Source organism: Paraburkholderia phenoliruptrix (genome assembly GCF_902859825.1).
Lineage (GTDB): Bacteria > Pseudomonadota > Gammaproteobacteria > Burkholderiales > Burkholderiaceae > Paraburkholderia > Paraburkholderia phenoliruptrix.
The window spans coordinates 165,263-191,901 of sequence record NZ_CADIKB010000007.1 but is presented as its reverse complement, the minus strand read 5'-3'; the positions used below and the strand labels follow the sequence as shown (position 1 = coordinate 191,901).

The window sequence follows — 26,639 nt, the reverse complement described above, 5'->3', positions numbered from 1 at the left end:
TTTTATTGCCTGGTGACCGGGAGCCGTTCAGCGCCAGGCGAGCCGCCCGCCGCCAGTGCCCCGGCGGCATTTTGCCGCCCCGGCCCCTCCCCTATATACTCCGGGTTTATCCTCGAGCGCCCGCTCACCGCTCTCATCGAGGCCGCTTCGCCATGACCAACGCCGATCCCCACGAACTGCAGAAATTCAGCGACCTCGCGCATCGTTGGTGGGACCCGAACGCCGAATTCAAACCGCTGCACGAACTCAACCCCGTGCGCCTGAACTGGATCGACGCCCACGCCCATCTCGCCGGCAAACGCGTGCTGGACATTGGCTGTGGCGGGGGGATTCTCTCGGAATCCATGGCGGGATTAGGCGCGGATGTGAAAGGCATCGACCTGTCGAGCGAGGCGCTCGGCGTCGCGGATCTTCACAGCCTTGAAAGTGGTGTAACCGTTAGTTACGAGGAAATCGCCGCCGAAGCGCTCGCTGCTCGTGAACCGGGCACCTACGACGTCGTGACCTGCATGGAAATGCTGGAGCACGTGCCGCAACCGTCGGCGATCGTCGAGGCATGCAAGACGCTCGTGAAACCGGGCGGCTGGGTGTTCTTCTCCACGCTCAACCGCAACGTGAAGTCTTATCTCTTTGCGGTGATCGGCGCCGAGTACATTGCGCGGATGCTGCCCAAGGGCACGCACGACTACGCACGTTTCATCCGCCCGTCGGAACTCGCGGGCTTCGTACGCGCGGCGGGCCTGCGCACGACGGACATCAAGGGTATTGTGTATAACCCGCTCTCCAAGCACTTCGCGCTTTCCGCGGACACGAGCGTGAATTACATGCTCGCGTGCCGTCGCGACGCATAATCCGCCTAACGCCGATAAGACCGAATCAATGAGCGACCCCACGCCCCTGCCCCAGCGCGAAGACAATGAAGATGGGCTTGGTCTTTGCCATGCCGTGCTGTTCGATCTGGACGGTACGCTTGCCGACACTGCGCCCGACCTGGCTGCGGCCGTCAACAAGATGCGTCACGATCGCGGGCTGGAAATGGTGCCGCTCGAAAAGCTGCGGCCGCTGGCGTCGGCGGGCGCGCGCGGACTGATCTGCGGCGGGTTCGGCATCAGGCCGGACCACCACGAGTTTGCGTCGATGCGCGAGGAATTTCTCGCCAACTACGAAGCCGATCTTTGCATCGAAACGACGCTCTTTCCGGGCATCCCTGAGCTGCTGGACGAACTCGACGCACGCGGCGTGCGCTGGGGCATCGTCACGAACAAGGTCGCACGGCTCACGGAGCCGCTGATCGCGCAACTCGGTCTTGAAGAGCGCGCGGGCTGCGTGGTCAGCGGCGACACGACGCCGCACTCCAAGCCCCATCCCGCGCCCTTGCTGTATGGGGCGCGCGCGCTCGACACCGCGGCCGAGCGCATCGTCTATGTCGGCGACGATTTGCGCGACGTCCAGGCAGGTTTTGCAGCCGGCATGAAGACGGTGGCGGCGGCCTACGGCTATTGCGGCGACGACATTCCGCCCACACAATGGCACGCGCAGCATGTCGTGCAGTCGCCCGCCGAGCTGCAGCGGCTGTTGCGCGATATCGGCTGAGTTTGTCGACACATGGCGCCCGACCGGCCGCCCGTCGTAGGTGGCTCGCCTGTGGCAGCAGCGCTGCCGGCACAGACGCAAGCTCGACCGAGACAGGGACGAGACAAGGGCGAGACAGGGCCGTCAAATTATTGTAAAATATACGTTGGCTCGAAGTTCCGAGCAACGAACCGCGGGGGCGACCTGGTTTCGACAGGGGTTGCGAAGCGGCTAGGGCATGTCGAGGACCCGTCACCTCGTTAATCAATGGGAAAAACGTAACTGCAAACGACGATACGTTCGCACTGGCAGCCTAAGGGCCGCCGTCCTCTGCCTAGTTCACTGACGGGCTAGTGTCGCAAGACCGGTAGCCATACCGACAGAGGTCATATACGTCAGTTAAGCCTTGACGGAGTCACGACGTCCGGGTCGAAAATCTAGTGAATCGCCGTAGTGCAGCGTGTTCGTCCGCGTCACTGCGGTTAAATTAAAAGACAGAACTAAACATGTAGAACTGGTCGTAGAGTGCTTCTGGACGCGGGTTCGATTCCCGCCGCCTCCACCAGACACCTTGCAGTAAAACGGCACTCCGCGGCACTGCGCGGCACTGCCGTGGGAAGCGCATTGACGAAGACCCCGACGGCGCCAGCCGGGCGGGGTTTTTTCGTGGTGACGCCGGATTCCCGTTGAGAACGCGTCGACTTGCAGATCGAGCGCGCCGTGCGGATACAGGGCGTGCCCAAGACACGCCTTACTTTGAGCGGCTTGCCGACGCTCACTGACGAATAGCCGTTAGTGCCCGCAACACGTCCGCGTCGAACTTTGGCCGTCGCGCGTCCGTTTCCGCCAACGCCGGTTGCGTATTCGTGACGGGCGCCGAATGACGCGCGTCTGCGGGCACCACCACCTGCTTCACTTCCGCGCTGGCCGGCTTTCGGCCCGCCTCGGCATCCGCCACTCTCCCACCGCCCACCGTCCCATTCAGCAACAGCTCATTGACGCGCGCGATCTCGTCGACGTCGAGACTTGCGGCGGCTGCCTTCAACTGAAGCAGCGCCATCACGGTTGCATAGCGCGCACGAATCAAATCGCGCCGATTCGCGAAATAAGCCTCCGAGGCCCGCAACACATCCGTACTTGCACGGCTGCCCACGCGATAGCCGACCTTGGTTGCATCCAACGCTGCCTGCGAACTCTGCACCACACGCGACAGCACGTCGACCCGCGCGACGCCGGCATGAAAGCGCGACCAGTATTCGCGGGCGGTCGCGCCCGCTGTACGGGTCGCCGCGACCAGCTCGTCTTGAGCCTTATCCTGCAGTGCCAGTTTTTCGTCGATTGTCGCGGTGTTCGCGCCGCCCTCGAAAATGGGGATGGTCACCGACAGCATCGCCGTCGTGGTCGTCGTGGGACGCATATAGCCCGACGCAGCGCCAGCCGGCGTGTGGCTCGCCGTCAGACTGACGACCGGCAGCCGCGCCGCGCGCGCCTTCTCCACCTCAAGCTCGGCAATACGCTGATCGACCTGCTTCTGTTGCACGGTGTAGTCGTGGGCCGCCGCCTGGGAGGCCCAGCTTTCGACATCCGGCGGACTGAGTCCCGGCAGGCCGGCGGCCTCCGAAACACGCGAGAGCGCCTCGAACGGCTCTCCGGTGAGGTGCTCGAGCACCAGCCGCTTTAATTGCACGTCGTCGTGCGCATCCTGTTGTTGCGATTGTGCCTGCGCGCGTGCCGCTTCGGCGTCCCGCACGTCGATGACCGTCGCCTCTCCCGCCCGCCGCTTGCGGGCCAGCTCGCTCAGGTGCAGATCGAGCGTGGCCGCGTAATCGTTCGCGCGCGTCACTTCGTCTTCGGCAGCAAGTTCGTCGAAGTATGCCTCTACTGCCCGCAAAATGACTGCTTGCCTCGCACGCGCGAAGTCCACCGCGCCGCGCGCCGCGACGAAGTCCGCCTGCCTGTACGTCGTCCATTTGCTCCAGTCGAACACAGGCTGGGTGAGCACGACGGTCCATCCGCTTTGCCAGTAGTGGGTGTTGGGGAGGCCTTCCGTCACCACACTGTTGTAGGCCCGCCCCCACCCACCCACCACCTGCGGCAGGAGCGCAGCGCGCGCTTTCGGCACGGCTTGCCCCGCCGCTCTCGAACCCGCCCGAAACGCCGCGAGATCGGCGTCATGATCGGTGCTCCGCTCGACGACGCCAAGCAGGTCCACTGCAGCGGCGGCTCCGCCATAGGCCACCGTGGCGAGCATGACGAATGCACCTGTCAACGCGCGCTTATTCATCCACCAGCACTCCCTCGCGAGCCTCGCAGAGCAGTTGGCCGTCGACCAGCCGATAACGCGTGCCGAACGCCGCTGCCAGCGCCATGTCATGCGTGATGACCACGACCGTGCGATCCAGACGCAGCAGCAAGTCGACGACACGCCGCGCCGACGCGGGATCGAGATTGGAAGTCGGCTCGTCGAGCAGCAGCAATTCGCGCTGCTGGTACAACGCGCGCGCAAGCAGCAGACGCTGGCGCTGACCCGCGGAAATATTGGCGATCGTGTCGCTGATCACCGTGCGCGTGCGCATCGGCAAACGCATGACATCGGCGAGCAGGCCGACGTCGTCCAACAACGCGTGAATCCGCGCTTCGTCGGCATTGCCGCTGAAAAGCGACACATTGTCCGCAATCGAGCCATGCAGGATCAGATCGCCTTGTCGCATGTGAACCGCATGCCGGCGGATTTCGTCGACACTGAGATTCGCAGCGGCGATCCCATTCAACGCGATCTCGCCCTCCTGCAGCGGCTCGGCCGCCGCCAGCAGTTTGAAGAGCGTCGACTTGCCGCTTCCCGACGCGCCGGTGATCACGATCTTGTCGCCCCTGCGAATCACGATGCTCGCGTCTTTCAGCACAGGCTGATCGGACACGCCGTAACGAAACGTGATGCCGCGCACGTCGATGCGCTCGAATCTGCGCACCTCGACGGCCTTATGCAGGTCGGCCGGCGGCGTATAGCGCTCCGCCTCGCAATCGACGATATCGCTCACGCGCGCGACCGGCACACTCAGCATGAAATAGTCGAACGCCGCGTTGACGGCCCGGGCAAAGCGCTCCGACAGCAACGACTTGTAAATCAAAAACGAATAGAACACACCGACGGAGATGGCACCGCCCAGCATCAGGCGCGCGGCGAACCAGCTCACCGCGATCATGTCCGCATAGTCGATCAGCTTCAGAATCGCGTCGCGTGCGCTTGCGAGCCGGCTGTTCTGCACGAGCGCCGCGATGTATGCGCGGTATTTCGTCATGAACATTGCGGTACGCCGCGTCTCGCCCTGCGACAGTTTAATGAGCGACGCCGCGCGAATCGTTTCAATGAGCGTGTCGTCACAGCGCGCCGATTCTTCGAGGACGAGCGCATGGGTGTCGCGCATGCGCGCAAAAAGCGCAAAAGCCACCGCCACGTAGATCATGAAGATCAACAACGCAATCAGCGTCAGTTGCGGGCTTTGCACCAGCATCAACGCCAGAGCGAGCATGCCGACGGCGATGTCGATGGCCGCCGAGATCGCCGTGCGCGTCGAGAAAACGCTGATTTCGTCCTGCGCCTTGACTCGCGCGAACAGATCGCCGACGTGGCGCTTCTCGAAATACGGGATCGGGTTGCGCAACAATTTTGCGACGATGCCCTCGGTCATGTTCATCTGCACGAAACCGTGCAGAAGCTCGACGAGATAAGTCTGCACGTATTGGCTCAACGCACCTGTCGCGAAGATGCCGCCGAACGTCAGCATGAGCACGTTCAGCAGATTGAGGTTGTCGGCGGCCACTACGTCGTCGAGCAGCAGGTTGCCGAGATACGGCATGGCGAGGATCGCGAACTGGCTGCCGAGCGCGACGAACATGACCTTCGCGATCTGGGCGGCGAGTTGCGGATTGAGCGAGCGCACCCGAGCGAGCGCCTGCGGCACGCGCGACCTGCTGCGCACGCGCGGCATGTCCGGCGTGGCCGCGCATTCGAGCAGATAGCCGGACACATTCGCGACGAAGGTGTCCATGGCGATGCGCCGCCGGCCGCTCGCCGGGTCGATAACCTGCACGTAGCCGCGAGCGCACTTCTCGAACACCACGAAATGCGCGCCGCCGAAGTGCAGGATCGAACTGCGTTTGATGGCCGGCAAGTCGCCGGCGTCAAAACGGTACGCCTGCACTGCGAGACCGAATTCGACCGCGACGTCGTACAGGTCCATGAGCGTCAAACCGTTCGCCGAGATGGGCCTGAACGCCTGCAACTCGCGCACCTCCACAGCGCGGCCGAAGTGCGACAGAACCATGGCCAGGCACGCGTAGCCGCATTCGGCGACTTCATTTTGATAGATGGCGCGCATGGTCATCCCCGCAGGATGCGGAAAAGCGGCGCGAGCACCCATTCGGCGATGGTGCGGCGCTCGATCACGATGCTCGCCGTCGCCGTCATGCCCGGCAGGATGTCAAAGCGCTGCCGCTCGAATCTGAACTGGTCGTCGCTCAGCGTGGCCCAGGCCATGTAATCGCCTTCTCCGCCGTGCGCGCCCGAAGGGCCGGTCGGCGAGATGGCCGAACGCACCGTGGTTCGCGAAATAGAATCGATGCGGGCCGCGTAGCTGCCGAACTTCGCGTACGGGAAAGCGTCGAGCTTGAGCCGCACCACCTGCCCTTCGCGCACGAAGCCGCGCCGGCGCGAAGGAATGCGCAACGCGGCGCGCAGCGGTTCCTTTCCTCCTGTTGAAATGACAAGCGCGACGTCGTCCGGCGCAAGCGTGCGGCCGCGGACGAGGCCGGAGAATGTGACGACGCCGGCTTTCGGCGCAGAAATGGTCGCGTCCTGGCGAATCTGCTCGAAGCGCATGCGAATGTCCTGCAGTTCGCGTGCGTAACGCGCGGAGAGTTCGGCAAGTTGCGCTTCGAGGCTCGCGTGCGTGGCGAGCGTCGCCGCCAGTTCGGCGTTGAGTTGCTGGCGCCGCGCCGCGCTTTGCGCGACCGACACCTTGGTCTCGTGGGTCAGCGCCCTCGCCTGCTCGATGCGGTCCGCGGTGACGTAATCCGACACCGAATCGAGCCGCGCGAGCGCGCGTTGCGCTTCGGCGGCGAGTTGCCGGTTCTGGCCCGATTGCTCGTCGAGCGCCGCAATTTCCGCGCGACGGCTTTCAGCGGCGAGCCGCGCAGCGTCGCGTTGCGCCGACAGATCGGCCTTGCGCTGCAGATATTGCGCTTCGCTCGTGCGGATCTGCTCGTCGCGCGCGTGTTCGTCGAAAGCCGGCCGCTGCCGGCCATCGCTTGCCAGAGACAGATCGCGTTCCAGCCGGAACAGCGGCGCGCCCTGCTCGACCCGTGCCGGGCTCGTGACGTAAATCTCGGAGACAAGCCCGCTCAGCCCCTGAACCTTGATTTCCGACGGCGACACGATCTCCGCGCGCACGTCCTGTTTCAACTCGACTTCATGAACAAACGCAAAAACGACCGCGCCGACGACGAGCGTGGACGCCACGTAGGCGAGCCAACGCCAGGAAACGTCCCTGAACTGCGGGAGATGAGTAGGTTGCATAAACTATTGCGGTCGGATGCGAGCCGGGTTGTTGTTGCGAGTGCTCGCGAAAAGCGCAGCGAAAATACGGCCCAAGCGCCCTTCGTGCCGGATGTGTGGAAGCCGCCGGACGTCGAAATGGTTCAGCGAGCGGGCGCGAACGAATACATCGACGGATGCCCGGCGACCAGCCAGTCCCCGTAGTTGTCGGCCACCGCGGCTTCGATATATCGCGCCACCTGTTGCGGTGCGCCGGTCATGGCAAGCGGCAACGGGTCGAACACTTCCGCACTGAAGCGGCCGCGCGCAAAACGCAGATAGAACGGCAACAAGATCGCGTCGAATTGGGCGCCAAGGCGAAACACGCCGTGATGAATGCGCGCGTCCCGCCCGAACATCGAGACACTCACCGTCTCCATCGGATACCGGTGCAGCGTAAAGGGCGGCACGTCGGCAAACAGCACTGCGACGCCGCTGCGCTTCAACGCCCGCGCGACGCGAAGGCCCAGGCCGTTGCGGTCGTCCTCGCCGTACGTATACAGCACGGTGACACCCGGGATAAGCGCCTGATCGTCGCCATATAGATTGCGCGGCACGCCGGACACGACGGCGATCGACTCCAGCTCGAGCAGCGCCCGCAATTCGTCGATCACGTAGATGTTCGCGTACTGCGATACATAGTGAAACGGCGATACGATGACAGGCCGCTCGGGCTCCGTGACGCGCAATTGAGCGATTTTGCGGGCGAGCGCACGTGCAATTGCCTGCAAGTCCGGCCATGCTTCTTTTCCGCGCGCCAGCCGGCCGAAATATATCCGCTGGTCGATCAGGCGCTCACGAACGCGGCCGGCAGCAACGCTGTTGGAGCGGGGCAACGTCAGGTTGAGGACGTTCCGGCCTATATCCAGCCGGCACATGCCTTCCCAACGGGTGCGCGCACGTGCAAGCGCAGCGATACTCCAAAAGGTGGAGGCAAGCGGTTCGATCGCTGCAAGCGGCAAGCGGGCCATCGCTGCGCGCTTAACCCATGACCTGGCGCGCGCTGAGCCGTCACGGAGCAGCACGAAGAAGCGTAAGGAGACGGCCGGCAGCTTCATGTTCATGTTGGCACGCCCGTCGGGACAGCGCCCCCGGCACTGTCCCGACGGCGAGCATCAACTGCGCGCCAGAGGAGCCGCGCTCTTCAGCGGTTGAGGCTGGGTCGTTTTGCTGGTCCTGCAGCTGCTCTTGCAGCAACCACCGGCAACCGTGGATTTGGCCAACTCATTGCGATTGATCTTTTGCATTTTTGTTTTACCTGGTGAATTGAATTAATAGGATCACTCACGAGCCCTTGAACAGCCGGTTAATCAACCAGCAAATCAATGGCCCAATCGAGCGCCGCAGATTTTAGCATCGGCATTTTTATCAAAAATCACCTTGACACAATTTTGCACTTTTCTTATCCAGCGAAATAAAACCGTATAACCAAGCACATTGGCGCATCGTGTATGCGCTAGAATGTAGCTCAGTCGGGCGCTCTCGCCTGCCTCCGCGCTCGCGGCGCGTCGAATGCAGCGGGGCGATAACCGACATCAAGACACATGCAAGCCGCTATAAATGACAGACATTTTAAAATGCACCGAACGTATTATGGAAATTTCCATACACCGAATCAGAAATTTCACATTAAACAAAACGCATTTATCGGATGCACTAGCCCAGAAAGCAGTAGATTTCCAACAGAAAAATGGTTGCTGCCAAAAGCAAGCGTATCCCCCAGCCCGCGCCCGTCCTCGGAAAGTCCGGCCAACGCAAAAAAGATGCAACGCTAAGGGAATAAACACCCCGGCTCATCCGTTGATGGGTGACGCGTGCACGCATGCCCCATCGCATGCCCACTCACGCGAAACACACGAAACACACGAAAAACAGGAGCCCCATCATGCGTAAGACCCTCCTCTGCGTCGCCCTCCTCGCGCTCCAACACAGCGCTTTTGCCGAGCCTCCTAAAGTGGTCGACGGTCGCCTCGTCACCGCCGACGGCATGACGCTTTACACCTTCGACAAAGACACGACGCCGGGCACGAGCGCCTGCACCGGCGGCTGCACGAGCTATTGGCCCGCTGCGCTGGCAAGCCCGTCGGACAAGCCGTCCGGCGACTGGACGCTGATTCCGTCGGCGGACGGTAAGCAGCAGTGGGCGTACAAAGGGCATCCGCTGTATCGCTACGCGGCGGACAAGCAGGCGGGCGACATGAAAGGAGACGGCTTCAAGGACGTCTGGCACACGGCGAAACCCTAGCCCGAACGGCGAGGCGGGCCGAGGCCAATGAAAAACGCCGGCAAAGCGCCGGCGTCCCGAGTCATGCAGCGATTCGTCCAACAATCTATGCAACGATTAATGCAACCCAACCGAGCTGCGGCCAGCCGCGCAACTTAGTCCTTCGGACACTGCAGGTTGCAGCCGTTCGGATCGCCCAGGTCGCCGCGCTTGCGCATCGCCGATTTCTTGCCGGACTGATACTTGTCCGACGGTGCCGACGCGGCAAACGGCATTTGCGGATGTTCAGCGAGCCGGAACTGGTCTTGCAGAATGCCGCCCGGCACGCCCGGCGAGTTCTGCGCGAAAGCGACGGAAGCGGTCGCGAGAAGCAAGCCGGCCGACGCGGCCGCGGCACATGCGTGTAGAAGAGCTTTCATATCGGTTCTAAGCGCGGCGATGCGCGCAGTTGGGCAAAAGGCGGAAAGCTTAGAGAGTATCCCAAACGAAAGCCAGCCGCAGCGGCCCGCGCACGCGGATGTGCGCCGCGATGTTTACCAGCGCTTACGCGCCCGCGCCGCTCAGCCCGGCGTCGAGATCCACGAGCTTGCCGCACTCGCTCGGATCATAGCCTTGCAACTGGTCGACGCTCGCGTGAAACGCGCTGCCACGCAGCAGTTCGATCACCGCCGACAGCGGCGCGCGCTCGAGCCGCGCCCGGTCGCAGGCGAAGTAATAGTCTTCGTCGACGGCGGGCAGGAAATCGAGCCCGAAATGATGCGCTGCGGGTTCCACGCCGAAGCCCACGTCCGCCATGCCGCTCGCGACAAACGCCGCAATCGCCGAATGCGTGAGTTCCGCCGACGCATAGCCGTTCACGCGATCAGGGTCGACGCCCAGCTTGCGCAACGCGAGGTCGAGCAGCATGCGCGTGCCGGAACCATGCTGACGATTCACGAAGCGGATGTCGTCGCGCGACAGATCCGACAGGCCGGCGATCCGCTTCGGATTGCCCTTGCCGAGAAAAAGGCCCTGCTTGCGCCGCGTCAGATGCACGAGCACGTGGCGCTGCGGATCGAGCCAGCGCCGGTACGTGTCGGCGCACGCCGCGCGAAATTCGCCGAGCGGCAAGTGAAAGCCGGCCAGATCGCATTCGCCGCGCGCGAGCGCGCTGACCGCATCTACGCCATCGCGATACTTGATGTCCACCGGCAGCTCGCGTGCAACGAGCGCCGTGACGAGCGCCGCCACCGCATAGCCATGCGACGCGTGAATGCGCACATGATCGACGGGCGGCGCGAGCCAGCGGTTCAGATCGCTCGCCACTTCGCTGGCGAGCGCCTGCATGTTGCCGTCGAGCCGCTCGCCGCACAGACGCTGCGCGCGCAGCACCGCCTGCCCGAGGTCGGACAGCACGGAACCGCGGCCGCGCTCCTTCGCAATCAGCGGACCGCCGAGACGCTCCTCGATCCCGCGCAACAAGCCCCACGCGTGACGGTAGGACAAACCCTTAAGCGCCGCCGCCTGCGCAATGCTGCCGGACTCGTTGACGAGCGCAAGCAGCGGCACGACGTCCGACAGGCTTGCCTCCCGGCCGTCCGGGCCCTTCAATATCAGTTGCGCGTGGCACTCGATTCTGATCATATATGTACAGGCATTTCCTATTGCGTCGGCCGTTTCGCCCGCCTATCGTTCGGCTATCCCATATCGAATAGACGAAGCATAAGTGCACGCATTATGAATAACAAGTGCATATATGACTTTGGAGGAGCCCCCACTTGGACGATCTCATCGCCATCGCGCCGGAAGAGCTCGTAGCGCGCCACGCGCAACCCGGCAGGTCGCTGGTCGCCGTGCTGCACGCGATTCAGGACGAACTTGGTTACGTGCCGCCCGCCGCCGTCGCGCCGCTCGCGCGCGTGATGAACCTGTCGCGCGCAGAAGTGCACGGCGTCATCACCTATTACCACCACTTCCGCACGCAACCGGCCGCGGCCGTCACGGTGCAGCTGTGCCGGGCGGAGGCTTGCCGCAGCATGGGCACCGAAGCGCTCGCGCAGCACATCGAGTCGCATACCGGCTGCCGCTTCGACGCGGCGCACGAGGCCGGCGCCGCGGTGGAACTGGAGTCGGTGTACTGCCTCGGTCAATGCGCGCTCTCGCCGGCGATGATGGTCAACGGCACGCTGCACGCCAGGGTCACGCCGCAAAAATTCGACGCGATTTTCGCGGCCGCCAGCAAATGCGTGGAGGTGACGGCATGACGCGTATTTACGTTCCCCGCGATTCATCGGCGCTCGCGCTCGGCGCGGACGCGCTCGCCGACGCAATCCAGGCCGAGGCTGCGCGCCGCGGCATCGCCATTGAGCTCGTGCGCAACGGCTCGCGCGGCTTGCTGTGGCTCGAACCGCTCGTCGAGGTGCAGACGCCCGAAGGCCGCATCGGCTATGCGAACGTCGAGGCGAGCGACGTCACTGAGCTGTTCGATGTGGGTTTTGTCGACGGCGGCGAGCACGCGCGCCGCGTCGGCGTGGTCGACGAGATTCCGTACCTGAAGAAGCAGCAGCGCCTGACGTTCGCGCGCATCGGCATCACCGACCCGCTTTCCATCGACGACTACGTCGCGCACGGCGGCCTCGAAGGTCTGCGCAACGCGTTGCAGACGGACGGCGACGCCGCCTGCGAAGCGCTGATCGAATCGGGCCTGCGCGGACGCGGCGGCGCCGCGTTCCCGGCCGGCATCAAATGGCGCACGGTGCGCGCCGCCAAGGCCGCGCAGAAATACATCGTCTGCAATGCCGACGAAGGCGATTCCGGCACGTTTTCCGATCGTCTCGTGATGGAAAGCGACCCGTACGTGCTGATCGAAGGGATGATCATTGCGGGCGTCGTGACCGGCGCGAGCGCTGGCTACATCTACGTACGCAGCGAATATCCGCACTCCATCGCGACGCTCGAAGCCGCTATCGCGAAGGCGCGCGCGGCCGGCTGGCTCGGCGACAGCGTGCTCGGCTCCGCTCATCGCTTCGAACTGTTCGTCGCGAAGGGCGCGGGCTCGTACGTGTGCGGCGAGGAAACGGCGCTGCTCGAGTCGCTGGAAGGCAAGCGCGGCATTGTCCGCGCGAAGCCGCCGGTGCCGGCGCTCGTCGGCCTGTACGGTCAGCCGACGGTAATCAATAACGTCATCACGCTCGCCACGGTGCCGATCATCTTCGCGCGCGGGGCGGCGTACTACAAGGACTTCGGCATGGGCCGCTCGCGCGGCACGCTGCCGTTCCAGCTCGCGGGCAATGTGAAGCAAGGCGGCCTCGTCGAGCTGGCGTTCGGCGTGACGCTGCGCGAACTGCTGTACGACTTCGGCGGCGGCACGGCGAGCGGCCGGCCGGCGCGCGCGGTGCAGGTGGGCGGTCCGCTCGGCACCTATCTGCCGGAAAGCCAGTGGGACATTCCGATGGACTACGAAGCGTACGCGGCGGTCGGCGCAGTGGTCGGCCACGGCGGACTCGTCGTGCACGACGACACGTCGAATCTCGCGGAGCTCGCGCAATACGCAATGCATTTCTGCGCGATCGAATCGTGCGGCAAGTGCACGCCCTGCCGCATCGGCTCGACGCGCGGCGTGGAAGTCATCGGCCGGATTCGCAACGGCGACACGTCCACGCGGCAAGTGCAGTTGCTGCGCGATCTGTGCGACACGATGGTGTCCGGGTCGCTCTGCGCGATGGGCGGCATGACGCCGTATCCGGTGCTCTCGGCGCTCGACCATTTCCCTGAAGACTTCGGCCTCGCCGTTGCTGGCGCCGATGCCCCGAAAGCTGCGGCCTGAACGAGGAGCCCAACCATGTCAGATATGCTCAACTCTCCCGCGGGCGGCTGCGGCTCCGGCAATTGCGCGTGCAAGTCGCAGGCGCAGGCGCGCGCCGGCAACGCCTATTTCGACGACACCGATTACGGCACGCCCGCGCGTCATGCGGATGTGGACGTCACGCTGGAAATCGACGGCCAGTCCGTCACCGTGCCGGCCGGCACGTCCGTGATGCGTGCCGCGATCGAAGCCGGCGTCAACGTGCCGAAGCTCTGTGCGACCGATTCGCTGGAACCATTCGGCTCTTGCCGCCTGTGTCTCGTCGAAATCGAAGGCAAGCGCGGCTATCCGGCTTCGTGCACGACGCCGGTCGAAGCCGGCATGAAGGTGCGCACCCAAACCGACCGTCTGCAATCGCTGCGCCGCAACGTGATGGAGCTCTACATCTCCGATCACCCGCTCGACTGCCTCACCTGCCCCGCGAACGGCGACTGCGAACTGCAGGACATGGCGGGCGTGACGGGCCTGCGCGAAGTGCGCTACGGCTTCGACGGCGCGAATCACCTGAAGGACCAGAAGGACGAGTCGAACCCCTACTTCACCTACGATCCGGCGAAGTGCATTGTCTGCAACCGCTGCGTGCGCGCGTGCGAGGAAACGCAAGGGACCTTCGCGCTGACCATTGCCGGACGCGGTTTCGAATCGCGCGTGGCCGCGAGTGAAGACCAGCCGTTCATGGAGTCGGAGTGCGTCTCGTGCGGCGCGTGCGTGGCCGCGTGCCCGACCGCGACGCTGCAGGAAAAGACGGTGATCATGCTGGGCCAGGCCGAGCACTCGGCCGTCACCACCTGTGCGTATTGCGGCGTCGGCTGCTCGTTCAAAGCGGAGATGAAGGGCAACCAGGTCGTGCGCATGGTGCCGTACAAGAACGGCCAGGCGAACGAAGGCCACGCGTGCGTGAAGGGCCGCTTCGCGTGGGGCTACGCGACGCACAAGGACCGCATCACGAAGCCGATGATCCGCGCGAAGATCACCGACCCGTGGCGCGAAGTGAGCTGGGAAGAAGCGATCAACTACGCGGCCTCCGAGTTCCGGCGCATCCAGGCGAAGCACGGGCGCGATTCGATCGGCGGCATTACGTCGTCGCGTTGCACGAATGAAGAGACCTATCTCGTGCAGAAGCTCGTGCGCGCCGCGTTCGGCAACAACAACGTCGACACCTGCGCGCGCGTCTGCCATTCGCCCACCGGCTACGGCCTGAAGACGACGCTCGGCGAATCGGCGGGCACCCAGACCTTTGCCTCGGTCGACAAGGCCGACGTCATCATGGTGATCGGCGCGAATCCGACCGACGGCCACCCGGTGTTCGGCTCGCGTCTGAAGCGCCGCGTGCGCGAAGGCGCGAAGCTGATCGTCGTGGATCCACGCCGCATCGACATTGTCGATACGCCGCACGTGAAGGCGTCGCATCACCTGCAACTGCGCCCGGGCACTAATGTGGCGATCGTCAATGCGCTTGCTCATGTGATCGTGACCGAAGGCCTGCTCAATGAGGCATTCATTGCCGAGCGCTGCGAAGGCCGCGCGTTCGAGCAATGGCGCGATTTCGTCGCGCTGCCGGAAAACGCGCCCGAAGCAACCGAAGCGATTACCGGCGTGCCGGCCAAGGAGGTGCGCGAAGCCGCGCGCCTTTATGCGACGGGCGGCAACGCGGCAATCTACTACGGCCTCGGCGTCACGGAACACGCGCAAGGCTCGACCATGGTGATGGGCATTGCGAATCTCGCGATGGCCACCGGCAACATCGGCCGCGAAGGTGTCGGCGTGAATCCGCTGCGCGGTCAGAACAATGTGCAGGGCTCGTGCGACATGGGCTCGTTCCCGCACGAGTTGCCGGGCTATCGCCATATCAGCGACACGATTGTGCGCTCGCAGTTCGAGGACGCGTGGAACGTCACGCTGCAACCCGAACCGGGTCTGCGCATTCCGAACATGTTCGACGCGGCGCTCGACGGCAGCTTCATGGGCCTTTACTGCCAGGGCGAGGACATCGTGCAGTCGGACCCGAACACGCACCACGTGGCCGCGGCTTTGTCGTCGATGGAATGCATCGTCGTGCAGGACATTTTCCTCAACGAAACCGCGAAGTACGCGCACGTGCTGCTGCCCGGCTCAACTTTCCTGGAAAAGGACGGCACCTTTACGAACGCCGAGCGCCGCATCTCGCGCGTGCGCAAGGTCATGCCGCCGGTGCCGGGTTACGCCGACTGGGAAGTCACGCTGATGCTTTCGCACGCGCTCGGCTACGAGATGAACTACACGCATCCGTCCGAGATCATGGACGAAATCGCGCGCCTCACGCCGACCTTCCACGGCGTGTCGTACCGGAAGATCGACGAACTCGGCAGCATCCAGTGGCCGTGCAACGAAGAAGCACCGGACGGCACGCCGACCATGCACGTTGAGACGTTCGTGCGCGGCAAGGGCAAGTTCGTCATCACGAAGTTCATTGCGTCGCCGGAAAAGGTCACCCGCAAGTTCCCGCTGCTGCTCACCACGGGGCGCATTCTGTCGCAGTACAACGTGGGCGCGCAGACCCGCCGCACGGAGAATTCGCGCTGGCACGACGAGGACCGGCTCGAGCTGCATCCGCACGACGCGGAGGAGCGCGGCATCAGGACGGGCGACTGGGTCGGCATCGAGTCGCGCGCGGGACAAACCGTGTTGCGCGCGAAGGTGACGGAGCGGATGCAGCCGGGTGTCGTCTATACGACGTTCCACTTCCCCGAATCGGGCGCGAACGTGATCACGACCGACAGCTCCGACTGGGCCACCAACTGTCCGGAATACAAGGTGACCGCCGTGCAGGTGATGCCGGTCGAGCAGCCGTCGGAGTGGCAGAAAGAGTATTCGCGCTTCAACGCAGAGCAGCTGGAGCTGCTCAAGCAGCGCGAGCTGGCCAATGCGACGTCAGGTAAGTGAGGCGAGCCATGGACACTCAGAATCTGATCGACATGGCAAACCGCATCGGCGACTTCTTCGCTTCGATGCCGGATCACGAAGAAGCCGTCAACGGTGTGGCCGATCACATCCGCCGTTTCTGGGAGCCGCGCATGCGGCGCGCGCTGCTCGCGTCGCTCGATGCGCCGCAAGCGGGCGGCATCGAGATGTCGGCAATCGTCAAAGAGGCGCTCGTGAAAAACCGCGAGCGCCTCACGCCGGCCACGGAGCCGTCCATCGCCTGATCGCGCGGGCGGCCGCTTACAAGGCCGCCTGCTCAGGTATCTGTCCGCCCACCGTGAACCATGTTTCGCAGTGCTGCAGCAGGCCGTTCAGGTCCGAGCCGGTGCGCCCGCGTGCGCTGATGTAGCCGTCCGGCCTCAGCAGATAGAACGACGGCCGCGTGCGTCCGTACGATTCGGCCAGCGACGGCCCGCCGTCGCCTGTGGTATCCGTCACGCGCCAGATGCGCACGGCGCCCGGCAGCAAACGCTCCATTTCCACGCTGAGACGCTCGAGTTCGGCGTCGGGCGGCGGCTCGTGCTTTGCATCGGGGTCGAGCGGCTTGCCGTCGACGGGCAGCGGCGGCACCAGCAGAAAGAGCGAAAAGAACGCGGGATCGTGCAGATCGTAAATACAGCCGATGCCCGGCGCGCGTCCGAGCGGACCGTCGACCACATGCACCACCGCATCCGGCGCGCGTTCGCCCGCGCGCGGTCCGCCGTCGAGCACACGTTCGAGCGTGAGCGGACTGCGCCGGTACTGGATCGACAACTCGCTGATGGTGAGCCGCGCGGCATCGCGCAGCGGGCCGAGCGCGGCGAGAACCGGCATCACGCGCTCGCGCAGCAGCTTGAGCGGCCCGTGGTCCGCCTCAGCCATCTGCGTGATGAAGCCGGTTTGCCGCAGCACATCGCGCTCTATCGGATGCCGCTCCAGATGATAGGTGTCGAGCAGCCGATCGGGCGCCGCGCCCTTCAGTACGCGCGCGAGCTTCCAGCCGAGATTGAACGCCTCCTGAATGCCGGTGTTCATGCCTTGCGCGCCGGCCGGACTGTGCACGTGCGCGGCGTCGCCGGCCAGAAACACGCGGCCGACGCGCAGGCGCTCCACCATCCGGCTGTTCACATGGAAGTAGGAGGACCACGCGAGGTCCGACACGTCGACGCGTTCATGCACGCGCCTCGCGAGCAGCGCCTTGCATTCCTCGAGCGACGGCGTGCGCATGCGGGAAAGCGGCGGCTCGCCGAGCACCACCGGCGACGGCGGCGCGGCGGGCTGCGGTGCGGGCTCGACGGCGTGATCCGCGATCAGCCGATGCCGCCCGTGCCCCATCGGGAAGAGCGCGACGAGGCCTTCGCCGGAAGCGAAGATGTGGAACTCGTCTTCGGGCCAATCGGTTTCGGCATGCACGTCGGCGAGCAGGAAGGTCTGCTCGAGCGTCTTGCCCTCGAAGTCGAGGCCGAGCCCGTGGCGAATCAGACTGTGCGCGCCGTCGGCGGCGATCATATAGGACGGACGCAGCGTTTCCGTGTGACCGTCGGCGCGCCGCAGCGTCGCCTGCACGCCGGCCGAGCCTTGCGAGAACATCGTGAGTTCGACGCCTCGCTCGATCGTCACGCCGAGCGTCGCGAGATGTTCGGTCAGAAGACGCTCGGTCACCGACTGATCGAGAAACAGCAGATACGGATAACGCGTGTGCAGCGGATCGAAGTCGAGCTGCGCGAGGCGCATGCCGTTTGAAAACAGATTGGCCACGCGCGCGCGATGGCCGAGTTCGAGAAAGCGCTCGGCCAGCCGATGCTGCTCCAGCAGTTCGAGCGTGCGCGCCTGAATGCCGATAGCGCGCGAGTAGCGGTTCGGCTGCATTGCACGGTCGACGAGGCGCACGGGAATGCGAGCGCGCGCGAGGGTCATGGCGGCGGCCAGGCCGGTCGGCCCCGCCCCGACGATCAGCACCGGCGCCTCATGGTTAGCGGCAGCGTCCATGCGAAAACTCCGCAGAGCACAGTGCGCTCTAGTGTACGCCCGCGCCCGTGCGCCGGACGGCGCACTGCATCAATTGCGAGGCGTATCGCGCATAGCGCGGGTCGCGCGGCTGCGCGCGTGCCCGGTTCAGTGCGCGGCAGACGGGCGATCCATCGCGCAACGATGATCGGTGGTGCCGAGGTCCACTTGCAGCGTCGCGTGCTGCATCGAAAAGCGTTCGCGCAAGACGACGACGATGCCGTCGAGCTGCTCGTCGCCGGGATGGCCCGCCGGCATCACCAGATGCGCGCTGAGCGCATTGCCCGTGGTCGACAGCGCCCAGATGTGCAGATCGTGCACGTCCTCGACGCCCGGCTGGTCGGCGAGATAGTCGCGAATGCGCTCGACGTCGACGCCCGACGGCACCGCATTGAGCGCGAGGCGCACCGAGTCGCGCAGCAGGCCCCACGTCCCGTAGACGACGACCGCGACCACGAGCAGGCTCATCAGCGGGTCGAGCCAGCTCCAGTTGGTGTAGAGAATCACGAGCCCGCTGATCGCCACCGCCGCGGACACGCCTGCATCGGCAGCCATATGGAGGAAGGCGCCGCGAATGTTCAGGTCTTCCTTCTGGCCGCGCATGAAGAGACAGGCGGACAGCCCGTTGACGACCATGCCCACGGCCGCGACGACGAACACCGCGAGCCCGCCGACGGGCGCCGGCTTCATGAGGCGGCCGATCGCCTCGGCGACGATCACGCCGCACGCAAACAGCAGCAGCGCCGCATTGGCCAGCGACGCGAGAATCGACGAGCTGCCGTAGCCGAACGTGTAGCGCGCGGAAGGACGGCGTGTGGCGAGCCAGGCGGCGCCCCAGGCGAGTAGCAGGCCGAGCACGTCGGAGAGATTGTGGCCGGCGTCGGCGAGCAGCGCGGTGGAATGCGCGAGCACGCCGTACACGGCCTGAATGACGACGATCGCGACGTTCAGCGCGACCGCCAGCGCGAAGGCGAAGCCATGGCCGGCGACGGGCGCGTGGTGGTGATGGTGGTGGCCGTGGCCACCGGCGTGGTTATGGCTGTGGTCGTGGTTGTGGCCCTCGTTGTAGCCGTGGCTGTGCCCGTGCCCGTGCCCGTGGTCGTGGTCGTGGTCGTGGGTATGCTCGCGGCCTTCATTGCGCTCGTGGCCCTGCCCGTGGTCATGGCTATGGCCGTGGCCGCAGTTGTGACCATGGTCGCGGCCTTGATCGTGGTTATGGTCGAGCGCGTGGCCGCCGCGACTGCCGTCCTGCCCGCCCTCACGCCCGCCCTCGCCTGCGGGACTGCGGCCCGGCCCCCCGCTTTCCAGCGCGCCCACCGACACCGGTGCGTGCTCGTCTTCTCGTTGTTCGATTTTCTTCATGGCAGATCCAATGCGTCGTCACGGGTAGGCTCGGCGACGTGCTCGAGCATGCCGGCCAGCATCGCACTGATATGGCGATCGGCGGCAATGTAAAACACCTGCTTGCCTTGCCGCTGCGCCCGTACGATTCGTGCCGCGCGCAGCAGCCGCAAATGATGGCTCACGAGCGACGGCGACAAACCGAGCTCGTCGGCAATCGCGCCCACCGCTCGGCGCTCGTCGACACAGGCGAGTACGATGCGCAGGCGCGTCGGGTCACCTAGCAACCGGAACAGATCGGCAAGCGGCACGAGGGTATCCGCGGAAGGCGGTTCAAAGCCCGCCGGCGACGTCGCCGAAGCGTCAGTAGGTAACATGGCGGCACACATATGAACAGGTGTTCATATGTTAAGCGAAACGGCCGACCAGGTCAAAACCGGGCGAGCCGCGGCGAGTGTGGGAAAATGCGGCCTCCGCCTTACCCGAATTCCATCCCCGTCATGCAACCTGTATTTGACCGCGCTTTCGCGGCGCATCGTGACGGCCGCCTCGACGACGCCGAACGCGGCTACCGCGCGACGCTCGACGGCAATCCCGCGCACGTCGACGCGCTGCATCTGCTGGGCGTATTGCGCCACCAGCAGGGCCAGCACGCCGAAGCCGCCGAGCTGGTGCGGCGCGCGGTCAATCTGCGCCCGCAGGACGCCGCGCTGCAGTTGAACCTCGGCAATGCGCTGAAGGCGCTCGGCCAGATCGACGAAGCCATCGCGCAGTTTCGCAACGCGCTGACACTGGCGCCGTCGTTCCCCATGGCGCATTACAACCTCGGCAATGCCTACGCGGCGGCGGGCCGTCACGAGGACGCCGCGGACGCGTTTCGCCGTTCGTTGCGCCTGCAACCGGACGACGCCTCGTCGCACAACAACCTCGGCAACGCGCTGCACGCGCTCGGGCGTCACGAGGAAGCCATTGCCTCGTTCCGGCGCACGCTGGAGTTGCGCCCCGGCCACGCCGGCGCGCTCAACAACATGGGCATGTCGCTCAATGCGCTCGGCCGCGCGGACGAAGCCATCCCCTGTTTCGAGGCTGCGCTGGCCGCGGAGCCGCGTTTCGTCGCCGCGCACTTCAACCTTGCCAATACGTTCGACGCGACGGGTCGTCACGCGCAAGCGGTCGCGTCGTTCGAAGCCGCGCTCGCCTTGCAGCCGAATCTGCCGCCCGCCATCTTCGGCATGGGCAACGCGCTGGCCGCGCTCGGGCGCCACACAGAGGCCATTCCTTACCTGGAACGCTCGGTCGGGCTCGATCCGCAATTCGCGCTCGCGTGGCTCTGCCTCGGCAGCGCGCATCAGGGGCTGGGCGCGCACGCCACCGCCCTGCGCGCATTCGATCAGGCGTTGCGCCTGCAGCCCGATCTCGCCTCCGCGCATATGAACCGCGCGCTGGCCTGGCTTGCATTGGGCGATTTCGCGCGCGGCCTGCCCGAATACGAATGGCGTCTGCAAACCGTCGCCGAACCGGCTATCGAGACACTGCCGCGCTGGCACGGCGAGCCGCTTGCCCAGCGCACGCTGCTGATCCACGCGGAACAGGGCTTCGGCGATACCTTGCAGTTCGTGCGCTTCGTCCCGTTCGCGGCGCAGCGTGCGGCGCGCGTGGTGCTCGAAGTGCAGCCGGCGCTCGTGCCGCTCCTCGAGCCCGTCGCCGAGGCGTGGCGCGTGACACTGATTTCGCGCGGCGCGCCGCGCCCCGCAGCCGACGTTCAATGCCCGCTGCTGAGCTTGCCGCTTGCGCTCGGCACGACGGCCGGGACGATTCCCGAGCGCACGCCCTACCTGAGCGCGCCGCCCGCCTATCGGCGCAAATGGCGCGGCTCGCTGGGCGGTCAGGCAAAGCGCAAGATCGGGCTCGCATGGTCGGGGCGCATCCAGCAGAACGAAACGCGCTCGATGCCGCTTGCGGCACTCGATCCGCTTTTCGCGCTGGAAGGCATCGACTGGATCGTGCTGCAGCCGGATCTGAGCGCGCAGGAACGCGCGGCGTTGGACGCGCATCCGCACGCGTGTCGAATTCATCGCTTCGACGGGCGGATCGGCGACTTTGCCGATACCGCCGCGATCATCGAGCGGCTGGATGCGGTGGTGTCGATCGATACGTCGATTGCCCATCTGGCGGGCGCGCTCGGCAAGCCGCTATGGCTGATGCTGCCGTTCGCGCCGGACTGGCGCTGGTGTTCCGACAACGCGCGCAGCGCCTGGTACGCGAGCGCGACGCTCGTGCGTCAACCCCGCCCCGGCGCGTGGCGCGAGGTGGTCGAGACGGTGGCCGCCAGCGTGAGGCGAGCTTAGCCGCCGGAAATCCGCCGCCGCGCTTGCGCCGCTCGAAAAAAACCCTGCAGCGCGATATGCGTGCAGGGCTTCAGTGATCGACTCAGTCGACCCCGCGCTGTCGGCAGCGCAGGGTTCTTTGCATGGGCGCGCCAGCGCCGCAAGCGGCAGCCGCGCGCTCCATCACGCGCTTTTGTATTGATCGCGCGATTCAGGCGTGCGGTACAGCACGAGCGTCGCGATCAATCCGCAGATGGCCGCGACGCCGAGGAACAGACCCGGCGCGGCCTTGTTGCCGGTGGAATGGATCAGCAGCGTGGAGATGGCCGGCGTGAAGCCGCCGATCGTCGTCGCAAGGCTGTAGGCCAGCGAGAAACCCGCGGTGCGCACGGCGACCGGCATCACTTCGGTGAGCGCGACCACCATCGCGCCGTTATAGCTGCCGTACAGGAACGACAGCCACAGCTCGACTATGAGGAGACGCGCGAACGACGGCTCGGCGACGAGCCACTGCAGCGCCGGATAAGCGCTGACAATGGTGAGCGCCGTGAAGGCCAGCAACACCGGACGGCGCCCGATGCGATCCGACAGCGCGCCTGCGAGCGGCAGCCAGATCAGGTTCGACAAACCGATACAGACGGTGACGACGAGCGTATCGATGGCCGAGAGCTTCAGCACTTCCTTGCCGAAGGTCGGCGTATAAGCGGTGATCATGTAGAACGACACGGTCGTCATGATGACCATGCCCATGCCGCCCAGCACCGTGACCCAGTTCGCGGCCATGCTCTTCATGATCTCGCCCATGCCCGGGCGATGCTTGCGCGCGGAGAATTCCTCGGTTTCCTTCAGCGAACGGCGAATCAGGAACAGGAAGGGCACGATCAGGCAGCCGATCAGGAACGGCACGCGCCAGCCCCAGGCGCTCATCTGGTCGGCGGGCAGCGCCTTGTTGAGCATCACGCCGAGCAGCGCCGCGAATACCACGGCGACCTGCTGGCTGCCCGACTGCCACGCGCAATAGAAGCCCTTGTTGCCCTTGGTCGCGATTTCTGACAGATACACCGACACGCCGCCCAGCTCGACGCCCGCCGAAAAGCCTTGCAGCAGCCGGCCGAGGAGCACCAGCACGGGCGCCACGAGGCCGATCGTCGCGTAGCCTGGAATGGATGCCACCGTGAGTGTGCCGAGCGCCATCAGGCCGAGCGTGAGGATCAGCCCCTTGCGCCGGCCGTAATGGTCGATGTACGCGCCGAGGACGATTGCGCCGAGCGGACGCATCAGGAAGCCCGCGCCGAACACGGAAAGCGACAGCATGAGCGAGGCGAAGTCGCTGCCGCTCGGAAAATAGGTCCTGGCAATCGCGGAGGCGTAGTAGCCGTAGACCATGAAGTCGTACATTTCAAGAAAGTTGCCGCTGACTACGCGGAACACTGTCTTGACCTTGGATTCTTCCGCGGAAGAAATAGCGTGGGACGCTGTTGACATGACATTCTCTGATAAGCCCACGCCGCCGAGGCCAGCGGCGATCTGGCAGTTGAAACGATCCGCCGGGGAAGAGGCAGATGCCACAGGCAAACGCTCAGGCGCGGTCGAGCCGCGCCGGGGGCGCCGGATGCTGCAGGCGAACGGCTTTGAGCGGTATCAGGATAAACACTGCTATCCGCCAAAAGCCACGCCACGCCATGTTACCGTTGATGGCACCGTTGTGTATTCCCTACATTCTCATTACGGCCGGCGCGACTCTTCTCGCCCGCTGGAATTGCGACTCGGCATTTTCCGTTGATGACGTCCTCATGCAGACCTCCCCCGTCCTCTCGCTGCGCCCCGCTACCGTCGCCGATGCCGCGCTGATCGCCTCGATTCACAGCACGAGCTGGCGCGCCACTTACCGCGGCCTGCTGCCCGACACTTTTCTGGACGGCGAGGTCACAGAGGAGCGCGCCGCCTATTGGGAGGCACGCATGAGCGCGCCGGGGGGCGAGCGCCGCATGGTGCTGATCGCCGTTCTGGGCGACGAGCCGATCGGCTTCGTCTGCGTGGAGCGCCAGCCGGAATCCGCGTGGGGCGTGCTGCTCGATAACCTTCATGCGTTGCCGGGCTATCAGGGCATCGGCGCCGGCAAGCTGTTGATGCGCGCCGCCGAGGACTGGGCTCGCGCGCAGGGCGAGACGCAACTGTATCTATACGTGCTCGAGGGCAACGTGCCGGCCATCGGCTTTTATGAACGGCAAGGCTGGCAGTTCGCCGGCGCAGAGCCGGACCGCATGGGCGGCGTGGATATCACGGCGTTGCGCTATGTTTATCGATTGGACAGGTCGAGCGTTTGATCCAGCCGTTTGGACGGCTCTCGACCGTGCGATCCCGGACACATCGTCATCTATTTTCGGAAACGTCCGAGTCTTGGGCTCTCGGTTCCGTCGCATCATCTTCTTTTCCCGACGATGGCTTTCCTGGTAAGGCGCTGATGCGTCCGCTCGCTCTCACGTGCGCGGTTTCGTGTTCTGCGCCTGCGCGCCGTTGCGCTCACGTCAATGCGCGAGGCGTTTCTTGCGTAGTGCCTTGGAGGCTGTCGTCGCTGACCCATGGATGCCAGGCGGCGTCCCTCCCCGAGGCGCTGAAGAGAGCGATGGCCACCACCCCATTAACCGTAGTCGAAGGCGCGACGGCGTTGCCGCGCTCGCGCCCGTTCAGTGATGTGCCGGCGCCCTTTGGCCGCGGGTGGACGTTGCGCGCGCCGGGCTACTGCCTGGATGGGCGGCTGCACGGGCTGTACGGTGCGATCCTCAAGCGATTCGACCTCGACGAGCAGCCCATTCGTTCATTCTGCCGATGGGTGGCGCCGGAGAATCCGCGCCCGCTCGCTGCGGCGGCATTCGGCGCGGCAGTCGCGAGCGGGGCGGGAATCGGGCGTTCGGCCAGCGCACCGGAGGCAAAGGCGTCGGAGTTTGCATACGACGGGGCTTCAGCAGGCGTGGCAAGTTCTGCCGCTGCGCATCCCCTCACGTTGACGGAGCCGTCACCTTGGCCCGAGGCGCCCGTTTCGCCTAAAGTTCTCGCGCCCGTGAAAGCGCATGCATCTGAAGCTGCGCGGCAAGCGTCCCGCGCGACGTTAGTGCCCTGGTGGATTCTCGCGGGCGGCGCCTGTGCGCTGGGCGGCGCGGCATTGCTTGCGTGGATGCCGCCACGTCATGACGGCATCGCCCATCCCGATAGCGCTAAGGACACGAAGTCCGTGGAGGCAGCCGTCGCCGTGCGCAACACCGTTGCTGCGCAAGCGCCGTTGCGCGGTAGCGTGGGAGGGTCGAAAAAGCGTGACGAAGCCGCGCATGCGAAGCCCACGAGTGCAGCTTCCGTGATGCAGCTTGCCAATGGTGCACCGACGCTCGATCTGGGCAGCGGCAGCGGCAGCGGCAGCGGCAGCGCCATGATGCTCAGTAAAGCCGCGCCGCGCAGAGAGACCGCACAACCGACTGTGCCGCAGGTAGCGGCAGTTGCGCCCGCGGTTGCGCCGCCAGTTGCGCGGGTCATGCATCCAGGCAAGGAAGTGGTAGCGAGGAACGACGATCGTCGTCGGGACTTGCAAAGACATGTTGCCAGAGCCGCTGCGCCAAGCCATCCGCGTTACACGGCCAGCGACGCGTCGGGCCCGGTCGCGCCGTCACCCGTATCGCCGCGCTTCGTCAAGCCGTCGGTGGCGGGCTCGTACTCTCCACTCGCGCCCTCGCCGTTAGGCACCGACGACTACGCGTCCGTGGACATCCGCGCACACGCGCTCGCGAGCGGCGGGGCGCAGCAATCGCAAGAAGCGCAGCGATCGCAGCAATGGCAGCCGCCGTCGTCCCCGAATGCATCGGCCGACAACGGCCAGCAGTGGATCAACCGGCTCTCGCAGCGCCGCGTCACCGAAGTCCCAGATCAGTTCATCAGATAGCCACGCGAATGGGCGTAAAAAAACCCGGCCACTATGAACGGCCGGGCTTGTTTCGCATCCCAGGCTTTTACCTCTGGCCTGGCAGACCCATTTCCGTCTGCCGCTGCAATTGCATGACCTGCCCTTGCACTTGCCGCAGTTGCGCCTGGGCCCGCTCCTTCTCCTCGCGCAATGCAGCCGCTTCGTTTTGCGTCTGGCGCTGGTAGTCGTTCACCTTCGCCTGCTGCGTGCGGGCAACGTCCAGGTCGGCCTGCAAGCGCTTCGCGCGGTCTTCGGACAACGCGATCACGTCCTGAATATAGGCCTTCTGCGCCTGCAACTGCGTGCGCTGGATTTCTATCTCGGACAGCTGTGCGGTTTGCTGGACGAAGCCCGCGTAAATGGCTTCCGCCCGGCCGGCATCTGCCGATTTGATCACCCGCCAGAAATGCTTGTCGTGGAATAACGCGACGTAGTACGTCATTTCGCGTGGATAGAAAAACAGGCTCGCGCCGTAACTCCCGTTGTAAGTGGTACGCAGTTCGCTCAGCCGCGCGTCCTGGATCATTTGCATCAATTCGGCGACATTGCCTTGCGCCTCCGCCGTCGTCGTGCCTGAGGAAGACGAGGCCGAGGCCGCCTCGCGCAGCGCGTCGGCAACGGGCTGCGGCGTCAGCGTGTTCAGGGCCGGCCGCGTGCCGACGATCGGCGCGGCCTCTTCGCCTTGCGCGGCGAGCGCGAGGCCGCCGTTGTGCAACAGCGTGAACGAAGCTGCGAGCAGCATGGCGCGCCGTATAAATAAGGGGTGCTTCATACCTGCATGCTCCATGCGGATCCATAAAACAGCCTTGGATTATCGCGCGGATTAGTGCTTAAGCGAA

22 protein-coding genes and 1 other RNA gene are annotated in these 26,639 nt (G+C 65.1%); 12 read left to right on the top strand and 11 right to left on the bottom strand.

The annotated features are described in order from the left end of the window. Window positions 1–152: 152 nt before the first annotated feature. The 3 genes from ubiG to ssrA all read left to right on the top strand — a co-directional run bounded on the left by ubiG (window position 153) and on the right by ssrA (window position 2,137). The gene (gene ubiG / locus HV711_RS10870; protein ID WP_013589248.1) at window positions 153–851 is read left to right on the top strand and encodes a bifunctional 2-polyprenyl-6-hydroxyphenol methylase/3-demethylubiquinol 3-O-methyltransferase UbiG; all 699 of its coding nucleotides are present in this window, start codon (window positions 153–155) and stop codon (window positions 849–851) included. A gap of 28 nt (window positions 852–879) precedes the next feature. Then, the gene (locus HV711_RS10865; RefSeq protein ID WP_035484820.1) at window positions 880–1,593 is read left to right on the top strand and encodes an HAD family hydrolase; all 714 of its coding nucleotides are present in this window, start codon (window positions 880–882) and stop codon (window positions 1,591–1,593) included. 174 nt (window positions 1,594–1,767) lie between these two features. After that, window positions 1,768–2,137: a transfer-messenger RNA gene (ssrA, locus tag HV711_RS10860) on the top strand. A 210-nt stretch (window positions 2,138–2,347) separates the two neighbouring features. On the opposite strand, the gene HV711_RS10855 is transcribed toward ssrA, so the two are convergent. The 4 genes from HV711_RS10855 to HV711_RS10840 all read right to left on the bottom strand — a co-directional run bounded on the left by HV711_RS10855 (window position 2,348) and on the right by HV711_RS10840 (window position 8,229). Next, window positions 2,348–3,856, bottom strand: a complete 1,509-nt coding sequence (locus tag HV711_RS10855) for a TolC family outer membrane protein (protein ID WP_175145090.1) — start codon at window positions 3,854–3,856, stop codon at window positions 2,348–2,350. Continuing rightward, window positions 3,849–5,951: a peptidase domain-containing ABC transporter gene (locus HV711_RS10850; protein ID WP_035479488.1), complete on the bottom strand. Its 2,103-nt coding sequence runs from the start codon at window positions 5,949–5,951 to the stop codon at window positions 3,849–3,851. The genes HV711_RS10855 and HV711_RS10850 overlap by 8 nt, the downstream gene beginning before the upstream one ends. Before the next feature lie 2 nt (window positions 5,952–5,953). Beyond that, the gene (locus HV711_RS10845; RefSeq protein WP_035479473.1) at window positions 5,954–7,147 is read right to left on the bottom strand and encodes an HlyD family secretion protein; all 1,194 of its coding nucleotides are present in this window, start codon (window positions 7,145–7,147) and stop codon (window positions 5,954–5,956) included. 122 nt (window positions 7,148–7,269) lie between these two features. Beyond that, complete coding sequence (locus HV711_RS10840) at window positions 7,270–8,229, bottom strand: lysophospholipid acyltransferase family protein (protein WP_035479471.1); 960 nt, start codon at window positions 8,227–8,229, stop codon at window positions 7,270–7,272. 821 nt (window positions 8,230–9,050) lie between these two features. Between HV711_RS10840 and HV711_RS10835 the strand changes: the two genes are divergently transcribed. Continuing rightward, window positions 9,051–9,410 (top strand): COG4315 family predicted lipoprotein, encoded by a 360-nt coding sequence (locus HV711_RS10835; RefSeq protein ID WP_028360831.1) that lies wholly within the window; start codon window positions 9,051–9,053, stop codon window positions 9,408–9,410. Between the two features lie 134 nt (window positions 9,411–9,544). Here HV711_RS10835 and HV711_RS10830 read toward each other — a convergent pair whose 3' ends face one another. Next, window positions 9,545–9,808, bottom strand: coding sequence for a hypothetical protein (locus HV711_RS10830; RefSeq protein ID WP_013589255.1), 264 nt, complete (start codon window positions 9,806–9,808; stop codon window positions 9,545–9,547). A gap of 124 nt (window positions 9,809–9,932) precedes the next feature. After that, window positions 9,933–11,012 (bottom strand): substrate-binding domain-containing protein, encoded by a 1,080-nt coding sequence (locus tag HV711_RS10825; protein WP_013589256.1) that lies wholly within the window; start codon window positions 11,010–11,012, stop codon window positions 9,933–9,935. 134 nt (window positions 11,013–11,146) lie between these two features. On the opposite strand from HV711_RS10825, the gene HV711_RS10820 reads away from it, so the two are divergent. The 4 genes from HV711_RS10820 to HV711_RS10805 are packed head-to-tail and all read left to right on the top strand — an operon-like array spanning window position 11,147 to window position 16,418. After that, window positions 11,147–11,632: an NAD(P)H-dependent oxidoreductase subunit E gene (locus HV711_RS10820; RefSeq protein ID WP_013589257.1), complete on the top strand. Its 486-nt coding sequence runs from the start codon at window positions 11,147–11,149 to the stop codon at window positions 11,630–11,632. After that, window positions 11,629–13,194, top strand: a complete 1,566-nt coding sequence (locus HV711_RS10815; RefSeq protein WP_035479468.1) for a formate dehydrogenase beta subunit — start codon at window positions 11,629–11,631, stop codon at window positions 13,192–13,194. Before HV711_RS10820 ends, HV711_RS10815 begins: the two co-directional genes overlap by 4 nt. Before the next feature lie 15 nt (window positions 13,195–13,209). Next, window positions 13,210–16,155, top strand: coding sequence for a formate dehydrogenase subunit alpha (fdhF, locus tag HV711_RS10810; protein ID WP_028360835.1), 2,946 nt, complete (start codon window positions 13,210–13,212; stop codon window positions 16,153–16,155). A gap of 8 nt (window positions 16,156–16,163) precedes the next feature. Next, window positions 16,164–16,418 (top strand): formate dehydrogenase subunit delta, encoded by a 255-nt coding sequence (locus HV711_RS10805; RefSeq protein ID WP_013589260.1) that lies wholly within the window; start codon window positions 16,164–16,166, stop codon window positions 16,416–16,418. Window positions 16,419–16,434: 16 nt separating this feature from the next. Here HV711_RS10805 and HV711_RS10800 read toward each other — a convergent pair whose 3' ends face one another. The 3 genes from HV711_RS10800 to HV711_RS10790 all read right to left on the bottom strand — a co-directional run bounded on the left by HV711_RS10800 (window position 16,435) and on the right by HV711_RS10790 (window position 19,898). Then, on the bottom strand, window positions 16,435–18,162 hold the full coding sequence (locus HV711_RS10800) for an FAD-dependent monooxygenase (protein WP_035479466.1): 1,728 nt from the start codon (window positions 18,160–18,162) through the stop codon (window positions 16,435–16,437). A gap of 126 nt (window positions 18,163–18,288) precedes the next feature. Beyond that, a complete protein-coding gene (locus HV711_RS10795) occupies window positions 18,289–19,542 on the bottom strand; it encodes a cation diffusion facilitator family transporter (RefSeq protein WP_035479465.1) in 1,254 nt (417 codons plus the stop codon). Then, window positions 19,539–19,898, bottom strand: coding sequence for an ArsR/SmtB family transcription factor (locus HV711_RS10790; protein ID WP_051156792.1), 360 nt, complete (start codon window positions 19,896–19,898; stop codon window positions 19,539–19,541). Before HV711_RS10790 ends, HV711_RS10795 begins: the two co-directional genes overlap by 4 nt. 123 nt (window positions 19,899–20,021) lie before the next feature. Here HV711_RS10790 and HV711_RS10785 point away from each other — a divergent pair, with 123 nt between their 5' ends. Then, on the top strand, window positions 20,022–21,869 hold the full coding sequence (locus HV711_RS10785; protein WP_035479464.1) for a tetratricopeptide repeat protein: 1,848 nt from the start codon (window positions 20,022–20,024) through the stop codon (window positions 21,867–21,869). A gap of 162 nt (window positions 21,870–22,031) precedes the next feature. Here the strand turns inward: HV711_RS10785 and HV711_RS10780 are convergent, their stop codons facing one another. Then, a complete protein-coding gene (locus tag HV711_RS10780; RefSeq protein WP_013589265.1) occupies window positions 22,032–23,333 on the bottom strand; it encodes an MFS transporter in 1,302 nt (433 codons plus the stop codon). Here HV711_RS10780 and HV711_RS10775 point away from each other — a divergent pair. From HV711_RS10775 to HV711_RS10765, 3 genes are all read left to right on the top strand, one after another. Beyond that, complete coding sequence (locus HV711_RS10775) at window positions 23,332–23,631, top strand: hypothetical protein (RefSeq protein WP_156946573.1); 300 nt, start codon at window positions 23,332–23,334, stop codon at window positions 23,629–23,631. The two genes, HV711_RS10780 and HV711_RS10775, sit on opposite strands and share 2 nt — an antisense overlap. Before the next feature lie 10 nt (window positions 23,632–23,641). Beyond that, a complete protein-coding gene (locus HV711_RS10770; RefSeq protein WP_028360841.1) occupies window positions 23,642–24,175 on the top strand; it encodes a GNAT family N-acetyltransferase in 534 nt (177 codons plus the stop codon). A gap of 299 nt (window positions 24,176–24,474) precedes the next feature. Further along, window positions 24,475–25,779: a hypothetical protein gene (locus tag HV711_RS10765; protein ID WP_035479462.1), complete on the top strand. Its 1,305-nt coding sequence runs from the start codon at window positions 24,475–24,477 to the stop codon at window positions 25,777–25,779. A gap of 67 nt (window positions 25,780–25,846) precedes the next feature. Here the strand turns inward: HV711_RS10765 and HV711_RS10760 are convergent, their stop codons facing one another. Then, complete coding sequence (locus HV711_RS10760) at window positions 25,847–26,572, bottom strand: DUF2968 domain-containing protein (protein ID WP_035479461.1); 726 nt, start codon at window positions 26,570–26,572, stop codon at window positions 25,847–25,849. Between the last annotated feature and the right edge of the window lie 67 nt (window positions 26,573–26,639).